Annotated in this window: 24 protein-coding genes; 14 read left to right on the plus strand and 10 right to left on the minus strand. The window is 62.7% G+C overall.

Annotated elements, in window-relative coordinates; translation table 11 throughout:
• Positions 1 to 49 precede the first annotated feature (49 nt).
• From AC1DCM_RS08370 to AC1DCM_RS08380, 3 genes are all read right to left on the minus strand, one after another.
• Complete coding sequence (locus tag AC1DCM_RS08370) at positions 50 to 844, minus strand: TIM barrel protein (protein ID WP_442016387.1); 795 nt, start codon at positions 842 to 844, stop codon at positions 50 to 52.
• The gene (locus tag AC1DCM_RS08375) at positions 841 to 1,998 is read right to left on the minus strand and encodes a Gfo/Idh/MocA family oxidoreductase (protein WP_442016388.1); all 1,158 of its coding nucleotides are present in this window, start codon (positions 1,996 to 1,998) and stop codon (positions 841 to 843) included. The genes AC1DCM_RS08370 and AC1DCM_RS08375 overlap by 4 nt, the downstream gene beginning before the upstream one ends.
• A 102-nt stretch (positions 1,999 to 2,100) precedes the next feature.
• Positions 2,101 to 2,316 carry a hypothetical protein gene (locus tag AC1DCM_RS08380; protein ID WP_442016389.1) on the minus strand — a complete coding sequence of 72 codons (216 nt, stop codon included), beginning with the start codon at positions 2,314 to 2,316 and terminating at the stop codon, positions 2,101 to 2,103.
• Positions 2,317 to 2,645: 329 nt separating this feature from the next.
• Here AC1DCM_RS08380 and AC1DCM_RS08385 point away from each other — a divergent pair, with 329 nt between their 5' ends.
• The gene (locus tag AC1DCM_RS08385; RefSeq protein WP_442016390.1) at positions 2,646 to 3,338 is read left to right on the plus strand and encodes a PASTA domain-containing protein; all 693 of its coding nucleotides are present in this window, start codon (positions 2,646 to 2,648) and stop codon (positions 3,336 to 3,338) included.
• A 340-nt stretch (positions 3,339 to 3,678) separates the two neighbouring features.
• Here AC1DCM_RS08385 and AC1DCM_RS08390 read toward each other — a convergent pair whose 3' ends face one another.
• Both AC1DCM_RS08390 and AC1DCM_RS08395 read right to left on the minus strand, forming a co-directional pair.
• Positions 3,679 to 4,458, minus strand: a complete 780-nt coding sequence (locus AC1DCM_RS08390; protein ID WP_442016392.1) for an ABC transporter permease — start codon at positions 4,456 to 4,458, stop codon at positions 3,679 to 3,681.
• Positions 4,451 to 5,242, minus strand: coding sequence for an ABC transporter ATP-binding protein (locus AC1DCM_RS08395; protein WP_442016393.1), 792 nt, complete (start codon positions 5,240 to 5,242; stop codon positions 4,451 to 4,453). Before AC1DCM_RS08395 ends, AC1DCM_RS08390 begins: the two co-directional genes overlap by 8 nt.
• A gap of 696 nt (positions 5,243 to 5,938) precedes the next feature.
• On the opposite strand from AC1DCM_RS08395, the gene AC1DCM_RS08400 reads away from it, so the two are divergent.
• Positions 5,939 to 6,925, plus strand: coding sequence for a LacI family DNA-binding transcriptional regulator (locus AC1DCM_RS08400; protein ID WP_442016394.1), 987 nt, complete (start codon positions 5,939 to 5,941; stop codon positions 6,923 to 6,925).
• 16 nt (positions 6,926 to 6,941) lie between these two features.
• On the opposite strand, the gene AC1DCM_RS08405 is transcribed toward AC1DCM_RS08400, so the two are convergent.
• A complete protein-coding gene (locus AC1DCM_RS08405) occupies positions 6,942 to 7,109 on the minus strand; it encodes a hypothetical protein (RefSeq protein WP_431117651.1) in 168 nt (55 codons plus the stop codon).
• A 142-nt stretch (positions 7,110 to 7,251) separates the two neighbouring features.
• Between AC1DCM_RS08405 and AC1DCM_RS08410 the strand changes: the two genes are divergently transcribed.
• The 4 genes from AC1DCM_RS08410 to AC1DCM_RS08425 all read left to right on the plus strand — a co-directional run bounded on the left by AC1DCM_RS08410 (position 7,252) and on the right by AC1DCM_RS08425 (position 10,963).
• Positions 7,252 to 8,073, plus strand: a complete 822-nt coding sequence (locus tag AC1DCM_RS08410; RefSeq protein WP_442016395.1) for a hypothetical protein — start codon at positions 7,252 to 7,254, stop codon at positions 8,071 to 8,073.
• Positions 8,057 to 8,806, plus strand: a complete 750-nt coding sequence (locus AC1DCM_RS08415; RefSeq protein ID WP_442016396.1) for a LamB/YcsF family protein — start codon at positions 8,057 to 8,059, stop codon at positions 8,804 to 8,806. Before AC1DCM_RS08410 ends, AC1DCM_RS08415 begins: the two co-directional genes overlap by 17 nt.
• Positions 8,807 to 8,841: 35 nt before the next feature.
• Positions 8,842 to 9,663, plus strand: coding sequence for a 5-oxoprolinase subunit C family protein (locus AC1DCM_RS08420; protein WP_442016397.1), 822 nt, complete (start codon positions 8,842 to 8,844; stop codon positions 9,661 to 9,663).
• Positions 9,664 to 9,778: 115 nt separating this feature from the next.
• Positions 9,779 to 10,963, plus strand: coding sequence for a Fic family protein (locus AC1DCM_RS08425; RefSeq protein WP_442016398.1), 1,185 nt, complete (start codon positions 9,779 to 9,781; stop codon positions 10,961 to 10,963).
• A 5-nt stretch (positions 10,964 to 10,968) separates the two neighbouring features.
• On the opposite strand, the gene AC1DCM_RS08430 is transcribed toward AC1DCM_RS08425, so the two are convergent.
• Entirely contained in the window at positions 10,969 to 12,324 is a 1,356-nt protein-coding gene (locus AC1DCM_RS08430; protein ID WP_442016399.1) for a DUF445 domain-containing protein, read from the minus strand.
• Positions 12,325 to 12,373: 49 nt separating this feature from the next.
• On the opposite strand from AC1DCM_RS08430, the gene AC1DCM_RS08435 reads away from it, so the two are divergent.
• The 4 genes from AC1DCM_RS08435 to AC1DCM_RS08450 all read left to right on the plus strand — a co-directional run bounded on the left by AC1DCM_RS08435 (position 12,374) and on the right by AC1DCM_RS08450 (position 14,870).
• Positions 12,374 to 13,264, plus strand: coding sequence for a glycerophosphodiester phosphodiesterase (locus tag AC1DCM_RS08435; RefSeq protein ID WP_442016400.1), 891 nt, complete (start codon positions 12,374 to 12,376; stop codon positions 13,262 to 13,264).
• A 96-nt stretch (positions 13,265 to 13,360) separates the two neighbouring features.
• Positions 13,361 to 13,795, plus strand: a complete 435-nt coding sequence (locus AC1DCM_RS08440) for a DoxX family protein (RefSeq protein WP_442016401.1) — start codon at positions 13,361 to 13,363, stop codon at positions 13,793 to 13,795.
• Positions 13,792 to 14,562 carry an AzlC family ABC transporter permease gene (locus tag AC1DCM_RS08445; protein ID WP_442016402.1) on the plus strand — a complete coding sequence of 257 codons (771 nt, stop codon included), beginning with the start codon at positions 13,792 to 13,794 and terminating at the stop codon, positions 14,560 to 14,562. Before AC1DCM_RS08440 ends, AC1DCM_RS08445 begins: the two co-directional genes overlap by 4 nt.
• Positions 14,559 to 14,870: an AzlD domain-containing protein gene (locus tag AC1DCM_RS08450; RefSeq protein ID WP_223947666.1), complete on the plus strand. Its 312-nt coding sequence runs from the start codon at positions 14,559 to 14,561 to the stop codon at positions 14,868 to 14,870. The genes AC1DCM_RS08445 and AC1DCM_RS08450 overlap by 4 nt, the downstream gene beginning before the upstream one ends.
• 6 nt (positions 14,871 to 14,876) lie before the next feature.
• Here AC1DCM_RS08450 and AC1DCM_RS08455 read toward each other — a convergent pair whose 3' ends face one another.
• Both AC1DCM_RS08455 and AC1DCM_RS08460 read right to left on the minus strand, forming a co-directional pair.
• Positions 14,877 to 15,287, minus strand: a complete 411-nt coding sequence (locus AC1DCM_RS08455) for a four-helix bundle copper-binding protein (protein WP_442016403.1) — start codon at positions 15,285 to 15,287, stop codon at positions 14,877 to 14,879.
• Positions 15,288 to 15,404: 117 nt separating this feature from the next.
• Positions 15,405 to 16,034 carry a TetR/AcrR family transcriptional regulator gene (locus AC1DCM_RS08460; RefSeq protein ID WP_442002837.1) on the minus strand — a complete coding sequence of 210 codons (630 nt, stop codon included), beginning with the start codon at positions 16,032 to 16,034 and terminating at the stop codon, positions 15,405 to 15,407.
• A gap of 92 nt (positions 16,035 to 16,126) precedes the next feature.
• On the opposite strand from AC1DCM_RS08460, the gene AC1DCM_RS08465 reads away from it, so the two are divergent.
• The 4 genes from AC1DCM_RS08465 to AC1DCM_RS08480 all read left to right on the plus strand — a co-directional run bounded on the left by AC1DCM_RS08465 (position 16,127) and on the right by AC1DCM_RS08480 (position 18,987).
• Positions 16,127 to 16,459, plus strand: a complete 333-nt coding sequence (locus AC1DCM_RS08465) for a thiamine-binding protein (RefSeq protein ID WP_442016404.1) — start codon at positions 16,127 to 16,129, stop codon at positions 16,457 to 16,459.
• 39 nt (positions 16,460 to 16,498) lie between these two features.
• On the plus strand, positions 16,499 to 17,170 hold the full coding sequence (locus tag AC1DCM_RS08470; protein WP_442016405.1) for an O-methyltransferase: 672 nt from the start codon (positions 16,499 to 16,501) through the stop codon (positions 17,168 to 17,170).
• A 3-nt stretch (positions 17,171 to 17,173) separates the two neighbouring features.
• A complete protein-coding gene (locus tag AC1DCM_RS08475) occupies positions 17,174 to 17,677 on the plus strand; it encodes a GNAT family N-acetyltransferase (RefSeq protein ID WP_442016406.1) in 504 nt (167 codons plus the stop codon).
• 392 nt (positions 17,678 to 18,069) lie between these two features.
• Positions 18,070 to 18,987, plus strand: a complete 918-nt coding sequence (locus AC1DCM_RS08480) for a spermidine synthase (RefSeq protein WP_477517960.1) — start codon at positions 18,070 to 18,072, stop codon at positions 18,985 to 18,987.
• Here the strand turns inward: AC1DCM_RS08480 and AC1DCM_RS08485 are convergent.
• Entirely contained in the window at positions 18,976 to 19,866 is an 891-nt protein-coding gene (locus AC1DCM_RS08485) for a LysR family transcriptional regulator (RefSeq protein WP_442016408.1), read from the minus strand. The two genes, AC1DCM_RS08480 and AC1DCM_RS08485, sit on opposite strands and share 12 nt — an antisense overlap.
• Positions 19,867 to 19,940: the final 74 nt, after the last annotated feature.

Genomic DNA, 19,940 nt, shown 5'->3' on the forward strand with positions numbered 1-19,940 from the left:
GGGGACAGCACATGTCGCTATGGGCAGCCGTAGCGACGTGTGCTGTCCCTCAGTTGGGTGAGAACGCAGCGCGGAAGGCTGCCAACGCTGCGTCGCCCGCCTGGATGCCCTGACCACCGATTGCACTGGCCTCCATGCCAATCACTCCCGTGTACCCGGCGTCGCGGAGCGCTTGGGCGATGGCCGGGTAGTTGATCTCGCCTGTCCCTGGTTCGAAGCGGCCCGGCACGTCGGCAACCTGGATCTCGCCCGTATAAGGCTGGGCTGAGCGCACGAGCTCAATAAGGTTCCCCTCGCCGATCTGTGCGTGGTAGAGATCCAGCATCATCTTCACGTTGGGGTGGTTCACAGCTGTGACCAGCGCCAGTGTGTCCTTTGCGCGCGCCAAGGGAATGCCGGGGTGGTCCAGGATTGTGTTCAGATTTTCCAGCGCAAACACGATGCCGTGCTTTTGGCCCAGTTCAGCCAGCTGTTCCAAGGTTCGAAGGCCCGTCAACCACATCTCGCCGGTGGACCGGTGGAGCGGACGAACAGCCCGCCCGCCTTCACCGAGTTCGCCAGGATGAACCACCATGCGTTCGACGCCGAGCTCCAGTGCAGTGGGGATCAGCTTCTCGGCTGAGGCCAGAACTTCATGCGCAGTGCTGGGATCAATGACGCTGCCGCCGAAGTAGCCACTCATGGAGGAGAACTTGGCGCCGGTTGCTGCGAGGGCTGCGATGTCCCGGCCGCGGGTGTCCCAGAGCTCCACTTCGAAACCTTGATCGTGAATGCGGCGCACACGATCGATCAAAGGCAAATCGCCGTAAACCATCTCCGCGCAGACGGCCAAACGGAAGCTCATGCTCCCTGCCCTGCGGCCTGAAGCTGTGCTGTTGAATGCGTTTCGGCTGGACGAAGGTCCGCGATCGAGGACACCTCGACGGGAAGCCCCGTCTGGGCTGACTTGAAAGCGGCCAAGGCAACCGCCAGGGCGTTGCGGGCGTCCACGCCACCGGGAGCAGCGACAACGGCGGCAGGGGTTCCCGCCGTCGTGCGTTGATTGACCTTGCCGCGGCGTGCGGCGACGTCGTCCGCGAAGTGGGCCAGCTCTGCCGTGTAGGCGTCATGGAAGAGGTCGATGTTCAGGCGGGCGGTGTCTGACGCGATGCCGGCGGCTGTGTAGCTCGTGGCGTTGGTGGCCTGTGGGCTACCGGCCGTGACCATGCCGGCAGAGCCGAACACTTCGCCGCGGACGTCGTAACCGTAGAGCGCGTTGAAGTTGGCTTCCGCTACAGCAATGGCGCCGTTGCTGTACGTGACGGTGACGACCGCAGTGTCCAGGAGTCCGCCGGCCTTCGCCTCGGGCGCAACCAAAGCGTCTGCCACTGCATGGACTTTCACGGGAACCGCGCCGGGATTCAGCCAGTTCAGGGTGTCGAAATCGTGGATGAGGGTTTCCAGGAAGATGGTGCCGGGGGCGATCCTCTCCGGGTTGCTGATTCCGGCTTCGGTGCCGGGGTCCCGGGTGAGGGAGCGGAGCAGCTGCGGGACTCCTACTACGCCGTCGTCGATCAGCTTCCGGGCGGCGGCGAAGTCCGTGGAGTAGCGGCGATTGAAACCGAAACGGAGCACGACGCCGGCACTCGCCGCCGCTTCGATGGCGGAGTCGAGTTCGGCGATGGTCCGCCCGCCGGGCTTCTCGCAGAACACGTCCTTACCGGCTTTGGCAGCAGCGGTTATCAGCTCGGAATGGAAGCGCAGGGGAGTCGCGATAAGCACCGCGTCCACGTCCGGATCGGCAAGGACGTCGGCAACATCGGTGCTGATTTTGGTGACGCCGAGGCGGCTCGCGAGGGCTTCCACGGCAGGCTGGACTGGATCAGCGATGGCTTCCAACCGTGCGTTCGGGATCCTCAGGGCGATGGATTCGGCGTGGAATGCGCCGATCCATCCGGCGCCGATCACGGCTATGCGGACAGGCCGGTCCTCGATGACCGGGTGCTGAAGGTACGTCATTGTTGTTCCTCGATTCAGGCATCTAGAACGTTCTAGTCCGACCATGCTCGCATGCTTGGACGGGTGGTGTCTAGATCGTTCTAGCTGCCTCTTGCTCTGCGGTTATGTGGCGTCGTCCCGCCGCGCACGTCCCTGAGGAAGATGACGCCCGAACGCCAGCCTGATGAGCGGAGTCAGCAGGAGCAGCAGCAGGACGCTGCCAACGCCAACAATGGCCGTAAGGAAAATCAGACCAGCCATGAACAGGAGGTGGATGTCAGGCGCATCGGCAAGCGGTAGGGCGGCCGATATTGCCGATACCTGGTTGAAGGTGTTCATATGTGGCTCCTGCCGCGCGCATCAGTTGCTCGTTCCAACACCTGTTAAGTGCGCTGCGGAGGAGAAAAATGTCGCCGTTGCGGCAACACTTTCCGGGGCGCAGGATCACGATGCGCGCAGGGGCATATCCTGGGCCGGTTTCACCACAATCTTCTTGTCGTTGCCAGGGTCCAACGGGTCGTACCAGAGCCTAGTCCCCTGATCATCAACCACCGGCTCGGTGGCGTTGATCAAGAGGGATTCAGTGCAGGTCGCCGGGACGCCAGGTCCGAGTCGTGCTCGCCGCCTGACCCATCGACGAGACTGCCTCGTCAGGATATCCTGACAATATGGGTGCGCAGCGGGATCCGTGGAGTGAAGGCCTGACAATGTGGGAGCGCCTGCGCTCATGGTTCGGAGATGCCCGCGATGCTCCGCCGGGCAACCCAGAAGCCTTGGGTGCGCTCAGTGATGTCCGGCAGTTGCGGTATCTGCTGGATCAAGCGGAGCTCGCGGCTGTTCATGCGGCACGTGGCCGCGGCTCGTCGTGGGCGGAAATCGCCGCCCGATTGGGGATCGCCCGGCAATCGGCGTGGGAACGCTGGCGAGATTTTGACGAGGTCGTTCCAACCGGAGCCGTCCTGCCTGCCTCTGCCGCGCCGGCGTCTCGCGCGGTGGAGGCCGCTGCGGCCGCCGGGTTGGTCGGCGAGGCAGCCGGACGAGGGGGAAGGCAGTCAAACGTCACGGTACCGAATGTCGTCGGTTTGTCCCTCGAATCAGCAAGGGCCATCCTGGTGGACAGTAAACTCGTTGCGGTCGGCCCCGATCCAGACGGCCTGCCTCTGGAGGGGTTCGGTTGGCCTAGCGGCGTCGTCACCGGCCAGAGTCCGGAATCGGGGGCGAAGGTGCCCATAGGATCGCGGGTGATCCTGTGGTTGGGCAGAGGCGGCTCGGCGGGTGACCGCGAGCCGCGGCGACCGTCTCCAGGGCCCCGGAGCCTGCGGGCAATGCGGGAAGAACCGGCCGACGACGCGACAAGCTGACCATAAACAGTGCACTACGAGCAGCAGTTGGAAGGACTTTCTACCCTTTGTCGTCTCCATCCAAAGGATATAGAAGTCGGCTGGTGTTTGGTGCTGTGTATTGCAACGGATGTGCGGACTGAACCGGTATGAGAAACGTCCAGTTTGTGATCGACACCCCTGACGGGGAAGTGATCTTCCTGGCAGCTGGACACGCTGCCGAGTACTTGCTTAGCCGCGGATTCTCCAATGCAGATCGCGAGCCGCACTGGCACATGCGGTGGTGTCTTGAGCGGATGACTCCCGGCGAATCGATGGATGTTGGCGTGGCTCGGGTTTTTTGTGAGGCGCAGAGCTGAAGTCAGATGAACCGAGAGTTCCAGCGGAACCAGCGGACGCCTATCGTGGCGCATACGGCGACATAACCGATGCATGCCAGGAGGGAGTTGGTGTCTTGGCCGCTCCATGAGGAAGCGTTCAATGTATCGGCGAAGAGTGTCATGAGTGCGCCGACGGGTGACCAGGCTGCGATCGATTTCATCGTGTCGCCGAGGATACCGGTTCCGCCCAGGAGGCCGAGGAGGAGCAGGAGGATCATGAGTACGCGCGTGATCGCGTTGATGGCGCTGGTGGATTGGACCAATCCGACGACGGCTTGCCCGATGGAGAGGAACACTGCGGCGCCGAGGATGGCGACCGCAATGACCAGAAGGTACTGCCCCGGGTTGAGTGTCAGCGCGTAGGCGATCACACCGACGATGACGACGATGACGGAGGCGAGGAGGTTGATGGCCACTTGGACGAGGACGCGGCTGGTCATGATCATCCAGGTTGGCGCAGGCGTGACCCGCAGCCGTTGGAGCACCCCGACATCGCGGTCATGGGCCAGCGCGAGCGTGTATCCGAACAGGCCTGAGGTGAGCAGGCCCAACGTCAGGGCCAGGCCGATGACCAGGCTGGATCCGCCGAGTCGGCTTTGGCCCTTGCCAACTGTGTTGGCAACCAGGACCACTATGGGCAGGAGGATGCTCAGGAAGAGCGATGTCTTACCGTTGAGCAGCACCAGGAAATCGGCGCGAAGCAGCGACCGGAAGGCCAGGCCAAGCGGCGGGCGCGCGGTGTTGACACCGATGTTAGTCACGGATCTCACTTCCTGTCAGTCCGATGAAGACGTCTTCCAGTGTCGGCGCTCCATGCGCGACCGAAAGCACCCTGGGGTCGTCCTTATGCTTGTTGATCAGCTCCGACGGTCTTCCCTCGGTGAGCAGTTTTCCGTGGTCGATGATCGCCACCCGGTCACAGACTGCCTGGGCCTCCTCCATCGAGTGGGTAGTGAGCAGGATGCTGTTGCCTTCCGCGCGGAGCTCCTCGATGCGTCGCCATAGTCCGCGGCGTGATTGGGGGTCCAACCCGGCGGTCGGTTCGTCGAGTAAGAGCAGGAGGGGGTTATGGACGGTGGCGATAAACAGTGCGAGGCGTTGCTGTTGCCCGCCCGATAACTGTTTGAATTTTTTGCCTAGTCCGTCGGCGAGACCGACAGTGCGCAGGCTCTCGCGGACCTGCTCAGGGGAGAATTTCACATCATAGAGTCCGGCATAGAGTTTTGTAATCTCTTGAATGTTCAGTTCGGCTTGGAAACTGGATGATTGCAGTTGCACTCCAAGGAGTGCTTTGACCGCCAGGGGCTGCTGTTGGACATCGATACCGTCTACCAGCAGGGTGCCTGACGTTGGCGTAACCAGCCCCTCGATGGCGCTGAGGGTACTGGTTTTCCCTGCACCGTTCGGGCCCAGCAGGCCGAAGATCTCGCCGCGCTGAATCCGGAAGCTGACCTCGTCGACCACTGTCCGGCCACCGTAGGCGACTCTCAGTTGGTGGATATCCAGGACCGGTGCTGATCCCGGCTTGTTGGCTTCACTTGGCACGTTCCGTCCCCTCAAAACCGGAGCAACCCGGACCGTGGGCAGTTCCTCGTGTGAGTCTAGTTCGATAAGACCGGGAAAATGACTACGTTCCGCGGCCTCCTGCCTGTGAGTAACCCATGAATTTAATCGGTAACAGAACACGGTGCCGCCCGTTTGATGGTGGGAACGGACGATCCTGGCGGACCAGACAGTCTTTCGCTCTGGACAGCCACAGGGGAACTGCCAAGAATAAGCGAGCAGGTGTCATTGGCGCCTCCGCCGGGTCTCCTTTAGCCCGACTGAGCTAGCCATTCGAGGCACAGCGGCTCCGCGCCCCGATGGGTACATGAAGGATTTCTTTGGTTCGCCGGAATACAGCGAGGGAATGTTGCCCAGAGAACGCTGATCGGGGAATGCTGAAGATTATTCCAAAAGCCCGCGTCACGTTTCCGCAGGTCAACGCACATATCCAGTGCCCAAGTCGTTGTACCGCGTAGTGTGCCGTTGCCCTTTTCGGCGCATGTCCGCGGACAACGCTGAGTTGGCAGTGATGGATGTGGTGGGTTCTGGGGCCCACCCGGGGCGCCGTCACTGCGATACCGGGCTAGTGCGGTCGGTCGTCTGAGTCGCGGCCGGCCGCACGTCTGGCGTCAGACCCAGCGCCCGCCGTTTGCGTCTTAGATCGTTCTATAGACTGGCTGCGGGCAGAGGAGGGCAATGATGGGAAAACGTCCCACCCTGATGGATGTGGCTGAAGCGGCCGGGGTTTCCCGTGCTCTCGTGTCCATCGTGATGCGGGACGCCCCTGGAGCCTCTGAAGCCACGCGGCTCAAAGTCCAGCAAGCGGCCAAGGAACTCGGTTACCGTCCCGACAGCCGTGCACGTCTCCTCCGGAGCAGCCGGACCAGGCTCCTGGGCGTCAGCTTTTCCACGTCGCACCCGTTCCACGCCGAAATTGTCGACGCCGCCTACGCCGGAGCAACGTTGCGCGGATACGATATCGCGCTGAGCGCAGTGGCCAACGGCAGGCCGGAATCACGGGCCATCGAATCTCTCCTGGACCTTGGCTGTGAAGCCCTGATCATGATTTCTCCCGCTCTGGGGGAGGACGAGTTAGCAGATTATGCCGCAAGGCTCCCAGTGGTCAGCCTGCTCCGCGACGACGTCGGCGAATCCCTGGACTCGGTCAGCAGTGATGACGACGCCGGTGTCCGCATCGCGCTGGAATATCTCAGCTCGCTGGGGCATCAGAGAATTGCCCACGTGGACGGTGGGGACGCTGTCTCGAGTCCACAGCGGCGCGAAGCATTCCGGGCAGAGATGGCTGACCGGGGACTCGAATCCCGGGTGATTCCGGGCGGCGCCACCGAAGAAGACGGCCTCCGGGCTGGCCTGGAGCTTCTGGAGGACCTTCCCACCGCCGTTCTTGCCTTCAACGATCGCTGCGCTTTGGGCATCTGGGAAAGCTTCCGGGCGGCCGGGCTCAGGGTCCCTGAGGATGTGTCAGTCCTGGGTTACGACGATAGCCAGTTCGCCCGCCTTAGCTACGTCCAGTTGTCCTCCGTCAGCCAGGACGCCCCGCTCCTGGCGCGGGCCGCCGTCGACCGTGCCATTGATCGACTCGAAGGTTCGACGCCGCCCGCGCACCTTGTGCGGACACCGCACTTGGTCATCCGCAGCACCACGGGGCCCGCCTCGAAATGAGCCCGCAGCTCCGGGGTTATGAAGCGCCCGACGGCGGGGCGTCGGCGTCGTCGATGTCCGGACCTTCGGCAGGATCCTGGCTGTGGATGCCGGTATCGTGCGAAACCCAGCCCTCCGTTTCTCCCTCTGCAGGAGCGTCGGTGTGGTGCCGGATGATGTGTTCAGGCTTGTTGTTTGCGTTCATGACGGATACTCCCTGTCCTTGCTTGGACTGCTTCCGCGAGTGCACCCAAGTCTACGCCGGGTAGGGAGTATTGGGAGGTCAGTGGCATAGGCTGAACGCAGTAGTTCTCCGCGAAACGACTAACTGCCATGCAGAGGTGAAGATGCCCAAGCGACCCAACCCGGCGGTGAAAATCGCCCAAGAGACAGCCCATAACGCAGTATTCGACGCCCAAGGCAACACCAAGCCGGGCGTGCACAATGTTTTGCTGCGCGCTGTCGAGATCCAGCGGCCACTTGTCCTGGCAAATCTGCGCAGAATGCAGCGCAGGCATCCAAAGGCAACGCCCGCGCAGCTTGCCGCGAAACTGGAGCGCGGCTACCTGGCCGCCATCACAGGCGGGGGAGCTGCCGTGGGGGCAACCGCCGTCGTGCCTGGGATCGGAACAGCAGCTTCGTTGGGACTCTCGGCCCTTGCCACCGTTGGGTTTCTCGAGACGACCGCGCTGTACGCATCGACGCTGGCGGAACTCCACGGCATCAGGCTGACCGACCCGGAACGCGCGCGGACAATGGTCATGGCCATCATGCTCGGCGAGGAAGGCACATCGCTGCTGGGCGCCCTCAGTGGCCAGTCCCTGGGACGAGGCAAGGGCGTGACCAATGCCTGGGGCACCACACTCACCAAGAAGATTCCGGGCAGCGGCTTCGGCGTCATTCGCGATGCCATCCAGCGCGCCTTTCTGAAGAACCTCCTGAAGCGGCAAGGCTCGGCCTTCCTTGGACGGGCCCTGCCTTTTGGAGTGGGTGCCGTGGTGGGTGGTGCCGGCAACCTGATGATGGGCCGCGCCGTAGTTGCAACTGCCAAGGAAGCCTTCGGGCCGCTGCCGGATACGATCCCCGGCGAACTGCTCACAAGCGCACCTGCCGACGAGACCAACAACAATCTGACGCTGGAAGGCGGTAACAGTGGACCTCAACGCTGATCTGGGGGAGTCGTTCGGCTCCTGGACCATGGGCGACGACGCCTCGATGTTCCGCATCGTGAGCAGCGCCAACGTGGCCTGCGGTTTCCACGCAGGAGACCCCCTGACCATGCTGGACAGCTGCCGTGCCGCGTTCGAACTGGACGTTCGCGTTGGCGCGCATGTTGGGTACCGGGATCTGGCCGGCTTTGGGCGGCGCTCGCTGGACATGACCTTCGACGAACTGTTCGGCGATGTCCTCTACCAGCTCGGTGCCCTTGATGGGATGGCCCATGCAGTGGGAGCTTCCGTGGATTACGTCAAACCGCACGGCGCGCTGTACAACAGGATCGTCCACGACCCCGACCAAGCTGAAGCCGTAGTTGCTGCCGTCCACGCCTACGATCCCGGGCTGCCGGTGCTGGGATTGCCGGGCTCGGCATGGCTGAAGCTGGCCGAGGAATCCGGACACCCCGTCTTCCGGGAAGCATTCGTGGACAGGGCGTACCTTCCTGACGGCACACTGGTCCCGCGCTCGGACGAAGGTGCCGTGCTGCACGATCCCGCCGCGGTGGTCGCCCAGGCCGTCCGCCTCGCGACGCGGAAAGAAGTGGTAGCCGTGGACGGAACGGTTGTCCCGGTCAGTGCCGATTCCCTGTGCATCCATGGTGATACTCCGGGCGCTGTGAACATGGCCGCGGCGGTTCGGGCAGGCTTGGAGGAAGCAGGGGTGGAGATTGAAGCGTTCGCCTAGTTTGGTCTGGAACGCACGTTGAAGAGGAGCTCTTAATGGGAGCCGTTGTTGTTGATCCAGGCCCCTCGACCCTGGCCCTTGCACGTGACCAGGTCTTGGACAGGGCTTCCCTGCACCTTGCCAACGCGCTGCTGGGCAACCCTGACTCCGCGGGCGGCCTGGAGATACTTTTGGGTGGTCTCCGGCTTCGGTTCGTCACGGCCTCGGCACTCGCGATTACCGGCGCGGAAGGCGTGGTCAAGCTCAACGGCTCCGAGCTGCCTTTTAACAAGGCTGTTCGCGTCAGCCCAGGGGCGGTGTTGGAGTTTGGGCCGGCGCTGTTCGGGATCCGGTACTACCTGGCCGTTCAGGGTGGTATCGAACCCCAGGCAGAACCCCTTCGCGCTGGCGGCACACTGACTTTCGGGCGCCCCCACGCCCACAATATTCCTGCTGAGAACCACGCTCTGCGTCGGGCCCTGGACCCCGAACGTCCGGTGGTCGCCCGGGTGGAGCGCGGTCCGCAAGCCCAAAATTACGACGCCGGTACATGGCTTCGGCTGACCAGCGAACCATGGATCCTCTCACCGGAATCGGACCGGGTGGGTGCCCGGTTGGTGGGGCGCCCCCTTGAACCGGCTGGGGTGGCGGGTGCCGCTGGGCTGGCTGGTGCGACTGTGCCGGCCACGACTCCAGCACCCCAGTCACAACCGTTGCTGTCAGGGTCGGTCCTGCTGCCGCCGTCGGGCTTTCCTGTCATTGCACTGGCCGGGCACCCTCCGACGAGTAAGTCCCCCGTGATCGCAGTTGTTCGGGACGAAGATCTGGACCTGCTGGGCCAAGCGCGTCCGGGACAGATGGTTCATTTGTTGGGGTGAAAAGATCACGGGCAGATTTTCTCACTGATGCTCGGTAGTGAGAAATGAATGCCGCGATTTTCTCATGAATGGCGATTTGTGAGAAAATAGGCTATCGATCTTCTCAAGGAGAATCATGAGCAATATGCTTGCCTGGCCATCAATCAGCTACGAAGAGCATCCTTGGGCCGCAGATGGAGAACCGGGAACCTCGAGGCGTCAACGGCTCCTGGCCCGCGGCCCCTACGAGGCTGCTATCCCGGCAGAAATTGCTCGCATCAATCCTGAGGTTGATTCCCGGACCCAGTCGCTTGTTGAGGCAGCCACTGTGGAAATGGTCCGGTTCGATGCCGAGTTGGGACAGGACTCTGCACCGTTCGCGGCCCTGCTGCTCCGAAGTGAATCGGCATCGAGTTCCCAGATCGAGAACCTTACGGCCGGTGCGCGGAAGATTGTGCTGGCGCAATTGGGTGATCGCTCGAGCCCTAACGCCGCACTGATCGCGTCCAACGTGCGTGCCATGGAGGCTGCGATTGCCTTGTCTGAAGACCTGAGCGTCGAGAATATCGGCACCATGCATCACACCCTCCTGGCCTCCTCCGACCAAGTCATAGCTGGGGAATACCGGGACAGGCAGGTCTGGATCCGAGGCAATTCACCCCACTCAGCGGAGTTCGTGCCGCCGCATCACGGACGCGTGATGGTAGCCATGGAAGACCTGGTCGAGTTCATGCGCCGGGACGACATCCCGGCCCTGACTCAAGCCGCCTTGGCACACGCACAGTTCGAAACCATCCACCCCTTTGCGGACGGCAACGGCCGAACGGGGAGGGCAATCGTTAGCGCCCTGCTCCGTGCCAAGGGGGTAACTGAAAAGGTAACCATCCCTGTTTCTTCAGGGCTGCTGACCAATACCCGCTTCTACTTCGACGCCCTGGGTGACTACCGTCAGGGGAACATCCTGCCCATCATTGAGCGCTTTGCCGAGTCTGCCATGCTCGCCGTGGACAACGGCCGGTTGCTGGTGGAGGACATCCGGGCTGCACAAAAGGAGCTCCGTGAAAAGCTCGGATCTGCTCAGGAATCCGTGCTGAAAGTCCTTGAGCTGCTGCCTCGCGAACCCGCAATCACCGCTGAGATGGCAGCCGGTTACGCCAGGATCTCACAGGCAACGGCGTACAGGGCAGTGCAACGGCTGGAGGCGGCTGGCGTCCTTACTCCTGCCGGGAAAGTAGGGGGCACCAGCGTCTGGCTCGCAAGGGACATCGTCAGAGCGTTGGATGACTTCGCCGCACGAGCTGGCCGCCGCCTACGCCACTGATCCCCCTAGCCAAACAGCAGGTGGGCCACGGTGAAGATCGCGAGCCCGGCCAGCGCACCCACCACCGTTCCGTTGATGCGAATGTACTGGAGGTCCTTGCCCACCTGCAGTTCGATCTTCTGGGACGTTTCCTCGGCATCCCAACGCGCCACTGTGTCCGAGATGACGCCGGCAATATCCGATCGGTAGGTGTTCACGAGGTAGCCCGCGGCGTCCCCGATCCAAGTGTTGACCTTGCCGGCGAGTTCGTCGTCGTTGACCAGACGGGAACCGAAGTCGCGGACGGCGCTCTTGAACCGCTGGCTGAGTTCGCTGTCCGGATCATCGACGGCGGTGAGCAGCGCGTTCTTGACCGTTCCCCAGGTGCGCGAGGCCAGTTCCCGGACTTCAGGATCGCCAAGGATCTGGGCCTTGATGGTCTCGGCGCGCTCGATCATAGCGGGATCATGCTGCAGGTCCTGCGCCAGGTCCGTCAGGTAAGCGTCGATCGATTTACGCACTTGATGGTTCTGGTCGTTTTGCACAGCGCGAACGAACTTCAGGAGTTCGACGTACACCTTGTCGCTCACCAGCCCGTCCACGAACGTCGGTACCCAAACCGGCGACCGGTCGGAAACCAGTCGGTTCACCGTTCTATGGTTCGCGTCCACCCAATCGGCGGCACGATCAACCAACAGATCCACCAACTTGTGATGATGCCCGTCAGCGAAGATCCGTTCCGCCATCCGCCCCACGGGCGGTCCCCACGGCGGGGTGAGTAGATGCTTTCTGACCAGGCCCTCGATGACTGCCTGAACGTCGTCGTCCTTCAGAACGGTGAACGCGCCGCGGATCATTGCGCCGCCTTCCTTGGCCACACGTTCGGCCCCGCCCGGTGCGGATAGCCAACGGCCGGCCTTACGGGCAATATCAATGCTCGCCAACTTGTCCTGCACGACCTCCTGGGACAGGAAGTTGCTCTCCACGAACTCACTTAGCGATTCGCCGATCTGGTCCTTCCGGCGCGGAATGATCGCTGTGTGCGGGATCTTCAAGCCCATGGGGTACTTGAACAGTGCCGTGACCGCGAACCAGTCGGCCAACGCGCCAACCATGCCACCCTCGGCCGCAGCCCTCACATATTCAAACCACGGGTACTGCTTCTGGAATGCGAACGCCACCATGAACACCATGGCCATGCCTATCAACAGCGCCAGGGCCAGCCGTTTCATGCGGCGCAGCGCGGCCACCTTTTCCTCGTCTCCGGCAGAACGGCCGACGACGCCGGAGCCGGATTTGGTGGCTCCCGAGGCTGCCGCTTGGGCTGAGCGGGCGTGGGTGGTGACGTCTTCGGCTGGGATTTGTTCAGAGTTCACCTGCATTAGCCCAGCGTAGCCCCGTGCGTGCAGCCGCGTGGGCTACCGTGGCTCCATGACTAGCGACGATTTGGCCCCTCGCCGGCCCAAGGTCTACGCCCACCGCGGTGCCAGTGCTGCGTTCGCCGAGCACACCCGTGCGGCATACCTCAAGGCGATCGCGGACGGTGCCGACGGAGTTGAGTGCGATGTCCACTTGACCCGGGACCAGCACGTCGTCCTGCTGCATGATGCCAACCTGGACCGTACTTCCACCGGCACCGGACCTGTCTCGGAGAAGAACCTCGAGGAACTCCGGGCCTTGGACTTCTCCTCCTGGAAGGGCGCCCGGATACCGGATGCTTACGGCGGGATCGCTGATCAATTCCTTACCTTGCCGGAACTGCTGGACATTCTGCGTGGCGCCGGGCGCGAGATCGGTTTGGCGATCGAGCTCAAGCACCCTAGCCCCTACCAGCTCAATCTCGAGGACAGGGTTCTGGACGTGCTGCTCAGTGAGGGATGGACGCCCGGTGAGTCCCGGCTGGAGAATATTCAGATCTCTTTCATGAGCTTCGATTCCGACTCGATCCAACACCTGCTGAAGAAGGTCCCAGCCCAGCACATTTGCCAGTTGGTGGACAATTTCTCGGTGCAGGAGTTGCGGCAAGAGCTGGGACTCGGGCCGATCACGGCAGGTGCTGTGGCAAATGTCATGAAGGCAACCCAGTTGGAGGCCGAACGCATCCTGGATCACGGTGAGGTAGGAATTGCCGGACCGGGTATCGACTACGTGAGGGAGCACGCCCGCAACGTCCAGCGGTGGTTGGAATCCGGCAGGGTGTTCAGGGTCTGGACTGTGGACTCGGAGAAGGACGTAGCCCTCTGCCAGGGGCTGGGGATCCATGAGATCACCACCAACAAACCCGCGCAGGTGTTGGCCCAGCTTCAGGTCCCATCCAGGTAGCAGATGAGCGCGTTTTGGGCCCTCAAAACGCGCTCTGCTGCGACCCGGTTGGGTGCAGTTTAGGGTGGCCCACCGGGCTTGTGATTGAGTTGTCTCATGTCATTCCGCTGGTCAGCCCGTGCCACCCAAACCACCTCTGCCATCGGTCTGAGCGCACTTCTCCTGGCCAGTGCCATGAAGCATTTCCGCAGCCCGGGGTTCTACTACCCTGTGGTACCTGACTACTTGTGTCGCATGGACGAGCCGGGAAGTCAGCCGAATGGGCCACTGGCTCTTATGTCCCGTGAGGAATGGGTCGCTTCCAGCGGCCTGCTCGAGGCGACTGCCGCCGTCGGGCTTCTCATCCCGGCCACCCGAAAAGTGGCTGCTGACGCGACGACAGCCATGTTTACCGTATTCCTTGCAGGGCATATTGATGCCCTCCGCCGTGCGTATGGTCCTAACGGCACGCCCGGCCAGCGGCGCGCCCACACCCTTAGGCTGCCTCTTCAGATTCCCCTTATCCTGTGGTCCTGGAGCCTGCGAAAGTGAGCAAAGGTCCAGCAGCTCCCTTGAAACTCAGGGAGTCGCCAGCTTTCAAGATTGCCTTGTCGCTGAGCATCGCCACAGGCCTTTACGGCGTGTCCTTTGGCGCACTTTCTGTGGCGTCGGGCTTCGATTTCTGGCAAACAATGGTGCTGAGTCTTTTGCTGTTCAGCGGGGGCTCGCAGTTCGCTTTCATCGGAGTAGTGGCTGGTGGTGGATCTGGCGTCGCAGCCATGACGGCCAGCGCTTTGCTAGGTCTGCGCAACGGCATCTACGGCATGCAAATCAACGCCATGCTGCGTCCACGTGGATGGCGGCGCTACATCTCAGCCCATGTCACCATCGATGAGTCAACGGCGACGGCGTCCGGCCAGTCGGACCCCGATGAGCAACGCCGCGGGTTTTGGACTGCCGGGATCGGAATATTCATTCTCTGGAATATCTTCACGGCCATCGGCGCCCTGGCCGGCGATGCGATGGGCGACCCCAAGCAGTGGGGCTTGGACGGGGCTGCAGTTGCTGCGTTCCTCGCTTTGCTGTGGCCAAGGCTGAAGGGGCGCGAACCCTGGGCCATTGCGGCCGCTTGCGCCCTTGCGACCATTCTGGCCGTGCCGTTCGTTCCCTCGGGAGTCCCAATTCTGGTGGCTGCGCTGGTGGCCGGTGTGATCGGCTGGTTCAGCCATGCACGCATGGATGAAGGACTCGAGCCGGACCTGGACCCCTACGCAGAAAAGCGAGGGCATGGCGGCGTCGGGAACAGGGGGCACGAGTGAACCTCTGGCTCTGGATCCTCATTGCCTGCGCGCTTGCGTACCTCACCAAGTTGGTTGGCTACTTTGTCCCGGCCAAGCTGCTTCAGAGCCCCAGGATCATGCACATCGCAGGCACCATGACGATTGGTTTGCTGGCGTCCCTGACCGTGGTGAATGCCCTCGCGTCCGGACAAGGTTTGGTATTGGACGCCCGCATCGGCGCATTGGCAGCGGCCGCCGTCGCTCTTTGGCTTCGCGCGCCGTTCCTGGTGGTGGTTATTTCCGGTGCTGCCGCAGCGGCGCTGCTGAGGCTGCTCGGCTGGGGCTAACCGGTTTTAGGTGAGACTCGCTAGCAAGCCGGCGCAGGCGGCTTCGCAGCGGCGGCAGGCTTCCGCGCAGATCCGGCAATGTTCGTGCATCTGTGCGTGTTGTTCGCATTCCTCAGCGCACACTCCGCAGGCGGTTTGGCATGCCTTGAGGACTGCGCTCACCATGGCGGAGTTGGTTCCGGTTTGCCGCGTCAGAATGGTCCCGGTCGCAGCACAAATATCAGCGCAGTCCAGATCGGTCCGGATGCATGCTGTCAGCTGGGCCACCATATCCTCGCCCAGACAGGCGTCGGCACAGGCTGTACAGGTTTGGGCGCATTCAAAGCAGGCGGCAATACATTCCGCCAGCTTCGCCTTGTCCAGCACACCGGTTCCCTTTGGATGGGCGTCGATCATCGCGCTGATGTGGTGGGTCATGGCCGGCTCCTGTCGGGTTCGGGTTCGGGTTCGACGGACGACCGGCCAACCCGGCCGCCATTCCCACCCTAGACCTGGTAGTGGCAGGCCTCCAGAGGCTGGAGCAAGGGCCGTCGACTAGACGTCGTCCGTGAGCGTCACACCGGGGATGGGTGATTGTTCCGGGAGCGGGCGGGATGGACGTTCGGTCCGGATGGCGTCTTCAATGAGCGCCACAGGACGCTTCCAGGCTTCGGAGCCGGGTTCCATGGTGTCTACGGCGCCGATCAGCATGGCCAGGAGCCGGACCATGTCCTCAATGGTGATATCGCGGCGCAGCGAACCCTGGCCTTGACCGCGTTCCAGGAGCGTGGCCATGGAGCCGATCAGGCCGCCGGTAATGCCCATGAGGAGTCCGCGTCGGCCTGCGACGGCGTCAAGCAGGTTGGCGTCTTCGCTCGCCACCTGCATCACAGCGTCGATGACGTTGATGAGACCCTCGGCGGCGTCCATGCCTTCGAGGGATGCATCGGCAACAGGATCCACATGCTGGCGGAGTTGGCGGGACAGGGCCGCAAGTACCAATTGTTCTTTATCGGAGAAGTTGCGGAACAGCGTTGCCGGACCCACTCCTGCCGTGGCGGCGATGGTCTGCAGGGGAACTTCGGGACCGTGTTCCCGGAAGCACTGCCGGGCTGCGGTGATGATTTTGTCCACATTTCGTGCAGCGTCGGCCCTGAGGGGCTTGCGTTCGGAGGGCTGTTCCATGCTTGTCAGGGTAGCAACGGACCGGGGTTGACCCCTTGTTACGCAGGAGTAGGCCGTTATGTGACAAACCAGTACGTGAAACACTGGATTTCATGTTGCTTGCATTCTCAGTCGCCCCTTCAGGCCAGCCCGCATCCGCCACCAACGGCGGACCCACCCCCGATGCCTCCGTGCACGACGCCGTGGCTGCCGCGGTTAAGATCGTCCGGGAGTCCGGATTGCCGAATCAGACGGACTCCATGTTCACCACCATCGAAGGCGAATGGGACGAAGTCTTTGACGTCGTCAAACGGGCCACGGAGGCTGTGGGCCGCTTCGGCAGCCGCGTCTCCTTGGTGATCAAAGCGGACATCCGGCCCGGTTACAGCGGTGAGCTGACCGGCAAGATAGAGCGTCTGGAAGAGGCAATTTCCACCACGGACTAGCTCTTTCCACTGTCAGTGACCAGTGCAAGACTGGGGGCCATGATTGAACACGTGGCTGAACCCGGTTGGATTGACGTCGAGCGTTACCTGACTGACGTCGTCGTGCGTCCTGATCCTGCCCATAAGCGCGCCCTGACATCTGCAGTCGAGGCAGGCATGCCACAGATCGAAGTGGCGCCGAATGCCGGGAAGCTGCTCAAGATGCTCGTGCAGCTGTCCGGAGCAAGGCACGTCCTGGAGATTGGCACCTTGGCAGGTTTCAGCAGTATCTGGATGGCTCAGGGACTTCCCGACGACGGCAGCCTGGTGACGTGCGAGTACCTCCAAAAGCACGCCGACGTCGCGCGGGCGAATGTGGACGCGGCAGGAGTGGGGCACAAGGTGGACATCAGGGTAGGTGCTGCTTTGGACACGCTTCCCACATTGGTCGGCGAGGAATCCTTCGACTTCGTGTTCATCGACGCGGACAAGGAGAACGACGCCAACTACCTTGAATGGGCCATCCGTCTTGGCCATCCGGGCACGGTGATCGTGATCGACAACGTCATCTGGGACGGCTCCATCCTGGAGCCTGAGCGGGATGAGATAAACGCGCCGGGCATCGTCAAGGCCTTGGAAATGCTGGGCCAGGACCCGCGTCTTGATTCCACCGCAATCCAAACTGTCGGCAGCAAGGGCTGGGACGGCTTCGCTATCGCCAGAGTGCGGTAGCCGATGGATTTCACGCTGCGCACGGCAACGGTTGACGACGCCGAAGCCATGACCGTCATGCATGTCCAGTCCTGGCGGGAGAGTTATGGGCATCTGCTGCCGCCGGAATTCTTCGCGAAGCAGGAAGCTGCCCTGCCGGACAGGATCGAGCGGTACAGGGCGTCGATCGCGGCCGGCCATCCACGGATGCTGGCCCATGATCCCGATGGTGAATTGGTAGGGATTGCGGCTTCAGGACCGGGAAGGGACGAGGACAGCCCCTGCGAGGTGGAGCTGTTCATGCTGTACACCCTTCAGCGGATTCATGGCCGCGGTGTAGGTCAGGCGCTGGTGGATGCGCTCCTGGGTGACGGCCCGGCTTACCTGTGGGTCCTCGACGACAACCCGCGGGCCCAAGCCTTCTACCGCCGCAATGGTTTTGTGCCCGACGGCAAGCGGCAGCTTTGCGACCCCTCGTGGTACTCACTTCCTGAACACCGGATGGTGCGGCCCGCCGTCGGGCATTAATGTCTGGTTGCCTCGCCGTCAAGCGTTAGGTGTTGCCCGCTCATGGTTACGCGGCCTGGGACGCCTGGCTGCATGTGGCTTGGGCAAGAGGTGCCGTGACCGTCCTTGGCTTGCTCCTGGTGCCGGTACCTCGTTGCCGGGTGGTTCTTCCTCGAGGGGCTCCTCCAGGAGGCTCGGCGGTTTGGGCACCCGGGCAATCAGTAGGCAGACCACGGTCAGCCAGGCGAACGCGACCGTAAACACCTCTACCCAAACCGACCCCAAAGCTTCCATGAAGAGATCTTATGGCCCAATGGCCTCGAATGGTAAGCATCCTTAGTAAATCCTCCCGTGGAACGCGACCAATCGCTCCTCTACTAGGCTGGAGCTATGACTCAGGCAGGACGGTTTTAATGGCCAAACCCGGTAAATCCAGCAAGGCAGGCAAGTCCGGCCGGGCGGGAAGATCGACGGCGGGAGTCATCGAGGTGCCTCCCGGCACCCGTCCTGACGGCCCCGTTGCAGGCGTCTATTACATTGACACTGGCGACTGCGAACTGATTCCCGATCCTGACAACAACAACGGCTGGCTCCTGAAGATCAACGGCGTGCTGAGCTCGCACATTGACCTGGCCGATCCACTGTTCCTTGACTTCGAATACATGCGCTGGATTGCTGCGCTGGTGGAATCGAGGTGGCCACGGGAGGCCAAGCCAAAACTCCGTGCCCTGCATCTGGGCGGGGGAGCCTGTTCCATGGCGCGATACTTCAACGCGGCGTACCCGGATGCGCGGCAAGTGGTGGTGGAACTCGATGGGAAGCTCGCCGACTACGTCCGTGCCTGGTTCGAACTCCCCAAGGCGCCTTTGCTGCGGATCCGCGTGGGCGAGGCTCGGGAAGTGACGGAGTCCCTAACCCCCAATACGCGGGACCTCATCATCAGGGACGTCTTCGCCGGAGCCTTCACGCCGCGCGCCCTCACCACCCGCGAGTTCAACGCCCACGCCGATGCTGTCCTTGCCCCCGATGGCTTGTACGTGGTCAACTCTGGCGACGCCCCGGATCTGAAGAATGCACGCGCTGATGCTGCCACCATCGCCGATACTTTTGAGCACACCATGATCATCGCCGACCCCGCCATGCTCAAGGGCCGCCGCTACGGAAACATGATCATGGCCGGCAGCCACGTGCCATTCGKCGACGATCCAACGCTGGCCCGCAAGCTCCTGGGCGGGGCCGTCCCTGCGCACATCTGGAACGACACCCAAGTGCGGGCCTTCGCCGCCGGGACCCCGGTTCGGCACGATCCGCCGGCGGCTTCAGCCCAGTAGCTCCTCGCGCCGCCCTTCCGTCTCCTCGCGCAGGGCCTGCACGACGGCGGCTACCGCTGGGCGGCGCATCGAGTCGGGACGGAGGACCATCCAGTAGGGGAGCAGTTCCGCGAAGTCCGCAGGCAGGAGCCGCACCAAATCTGCGTGGCGGTCGGCCATGAAACACGGCAGGAATCCCACGCCCGCGCCTGCCCTCGTCGCCTCCACATGCACGAACACGTTGGTGGAGCTCAGGCCGTCGCGCATAGTTGGGACGAGCCTCCTTGGTGCGTCCAGATCATCCACCTGGAGCATGGAATCCACGAAGTAGACCAACTGATGCTGCGTCAGTTCCTCGATGGTGCCCGGTGTCCCGTTGTCCGCAAGGTAGGAGCGCGAGGCGTACATTCCCAGCCGGTACTCGCCCAGACGGATTGCCTCTGCCCGATGGACCTGTGGCGTCCCGACCACCACTTCGATGTCCAGGCCCGAGCGTTGCTGAAGCGCCCGCCGCGTCACGGTGACGATCTCGACGCTGAGCCCAGGGTGGTCGCGTCTCAGCTTCGCCACGGCGGGCGCAGCTATATAGGCGCTGAAACCATCCGTTGCGGTCATGCGTACGACGCCGGTAATGGGGTCGGGCGCGCCGTCGCTCGGTCCCAGCGCACCCACCGCAGTTTCGATGCGTTCTGCTACGAGCACCGCCTCTGCCCCCAACTCCGTGACTTCCCAGCCTCCGGCGGCGCGCGCGAGAACGCGGCCGCCCAGAGTCTTTTCCAGCGCCGCTATCCTGCGCGAAACGGTGGTGTGGTTCAGGCCCAAGGCTTGCGCCGCCGTCGTGAATTTTCCTGAGCGTGAGACGGCGAGGAGGATGAGGAGATCGTCCGGATTGGGATTCATATCTGCAATTCTGCACACACTTGGTGCCGGATTGGTCATTGAGGAGGGCTGAATCTGCAGTAATACTCAGTGGA

The sequence above is a fragment of the Paenarthrobacter sp. 10N417 genome (assembly GCF_056394745.1).

Bases quoted from the DNA above. Each gene is read 5' to 3' on its own strand.
- AC1DCM_RS08400 (WP_442016394.1), top strand. From the start codon at position 5,939: ATGATGGGAAAACGTCCCACCCTGATGGATGTGGCTGAAGCGGCCGGG.
- AC1DCM_RS08375 (WP_442016388.1), bottom strand. From the start codon at position 1,998: ATGACGTACCTTCAGCACCCGGTCATCGAGGACCGGCCTGTCCGCATA.
- AC1DCM_RS08460 (WP_442002837.1), bottom strand. From the start codon at position 16,034: ATGGAACAGCCCTCCGAACGCAAGCCCCTCAGGGCCGACGCTGCACGA.
- AC1DCM_RS08470 (WP_442016405.1), top strand. From the start codon at position 16,499: ATGATTGAACACGTGGCTGAACCCGGTTGGATTGACGTCGAGCGTTAC.
- AC1DCM_RS08425 (WP_442016398.1), top strand. From the start codon at position 9,779: ATGAGCAATATGCTTGCCTGGCCATCAATCAGCTACGAAGAGCATCCT.
- AC1DCM_RS08430 (WP_442016399.1), bottom strand. From the start codon at position 12,324: ATGCAGGTGAACTCTGAACAAATCCCAGCCGAAGACGTCACCACCCAC.
- AC1DCM_RS08455 (WP_442016403.1), bottom strand. From the start codon at position 15,287: ATGACCCACCACATCAGCGCGATGATCGACGCCCATCCAAAGGGAACC.
- AC1DCM_RS08405 (WP_431117651.1), bottom strand. From the start codon at position 7,109: ATGAACGCAAACAACAAGCCTGAACACATCATCCGGCACCACACCGAC.
- AC1DCM_RS08385 (WP_442016390.1), top strand. From the start codon at position 2,646: ATGGGTGCGCAGCGGGATCCGTGGAGTGAAGGCCTGACAATGTGGGAG.
- AC1DCM_RS08370 (WP_442016387.1), bottom strand. From the start codon at position 844: ATGAGCTTCCGTTTGGCCGTCTGCGCGGAGATGGTTTACGGCGATTTG.
- AC1DCM_RS08440 (WP_442016401.1), top strand. From the start codon at position 13,361: ATGTCATTCCGCTGGTCAGCCCGTGCCACCCAAACCACCTCTGCCATC.
- AC1DCM_RS08420 (WP_442016397.1), top strand. From the start codon at position 8,842: ATGGGAGCCGTTGTTGTTGATCCAGGCCCCTCGACCCTGGCCCTTGCA.
- AC1DCM_RS08410 (WP_442016395.1), top strand. From the start codon at position 7,252: ATGCCCAAGCGACCCAACCCGGCGGTGAAAATCGCCCAAGAGACAGCC.
- AC1DCM_RS08465 (WP_442016404.1), top strand. From the start codon at position 16,127: ATGTTGCTTGCATTCTCAGTCGCCCCTTCAGGCCAGCCCGCATCCGCC.
- AC1DCM_RS08435 (WP_442016400.1), top strand. From the start codon at position 12,374: ATGACTAGCGACGATTTGGCCCCTCGCCGGCCCAAGGTCTACGCCCAC.
- AC1DCM_RS08485 (WP_442016408.1), bottom strand. From the start codon at position 19,866: ATGAATCCCAATCCGGACGATCTCCTCATCCTCCTCGCCGTCTCACGC.
- AC1DCM_RS08475 (WP_442016406.1), top strand. From the start codon at position 17,174: ATGGATTTCACGCTGCGCACGGCAACGGTTGACGACGCCGAAGCCATG.
- AC1DCM_RS08380 (WP_442016389.1), bottom strand. From the start codon at position 2,316: ATGAACACCTTCAACCAGGTATCGGCAATATCGGCCGCCCTACCGCTT.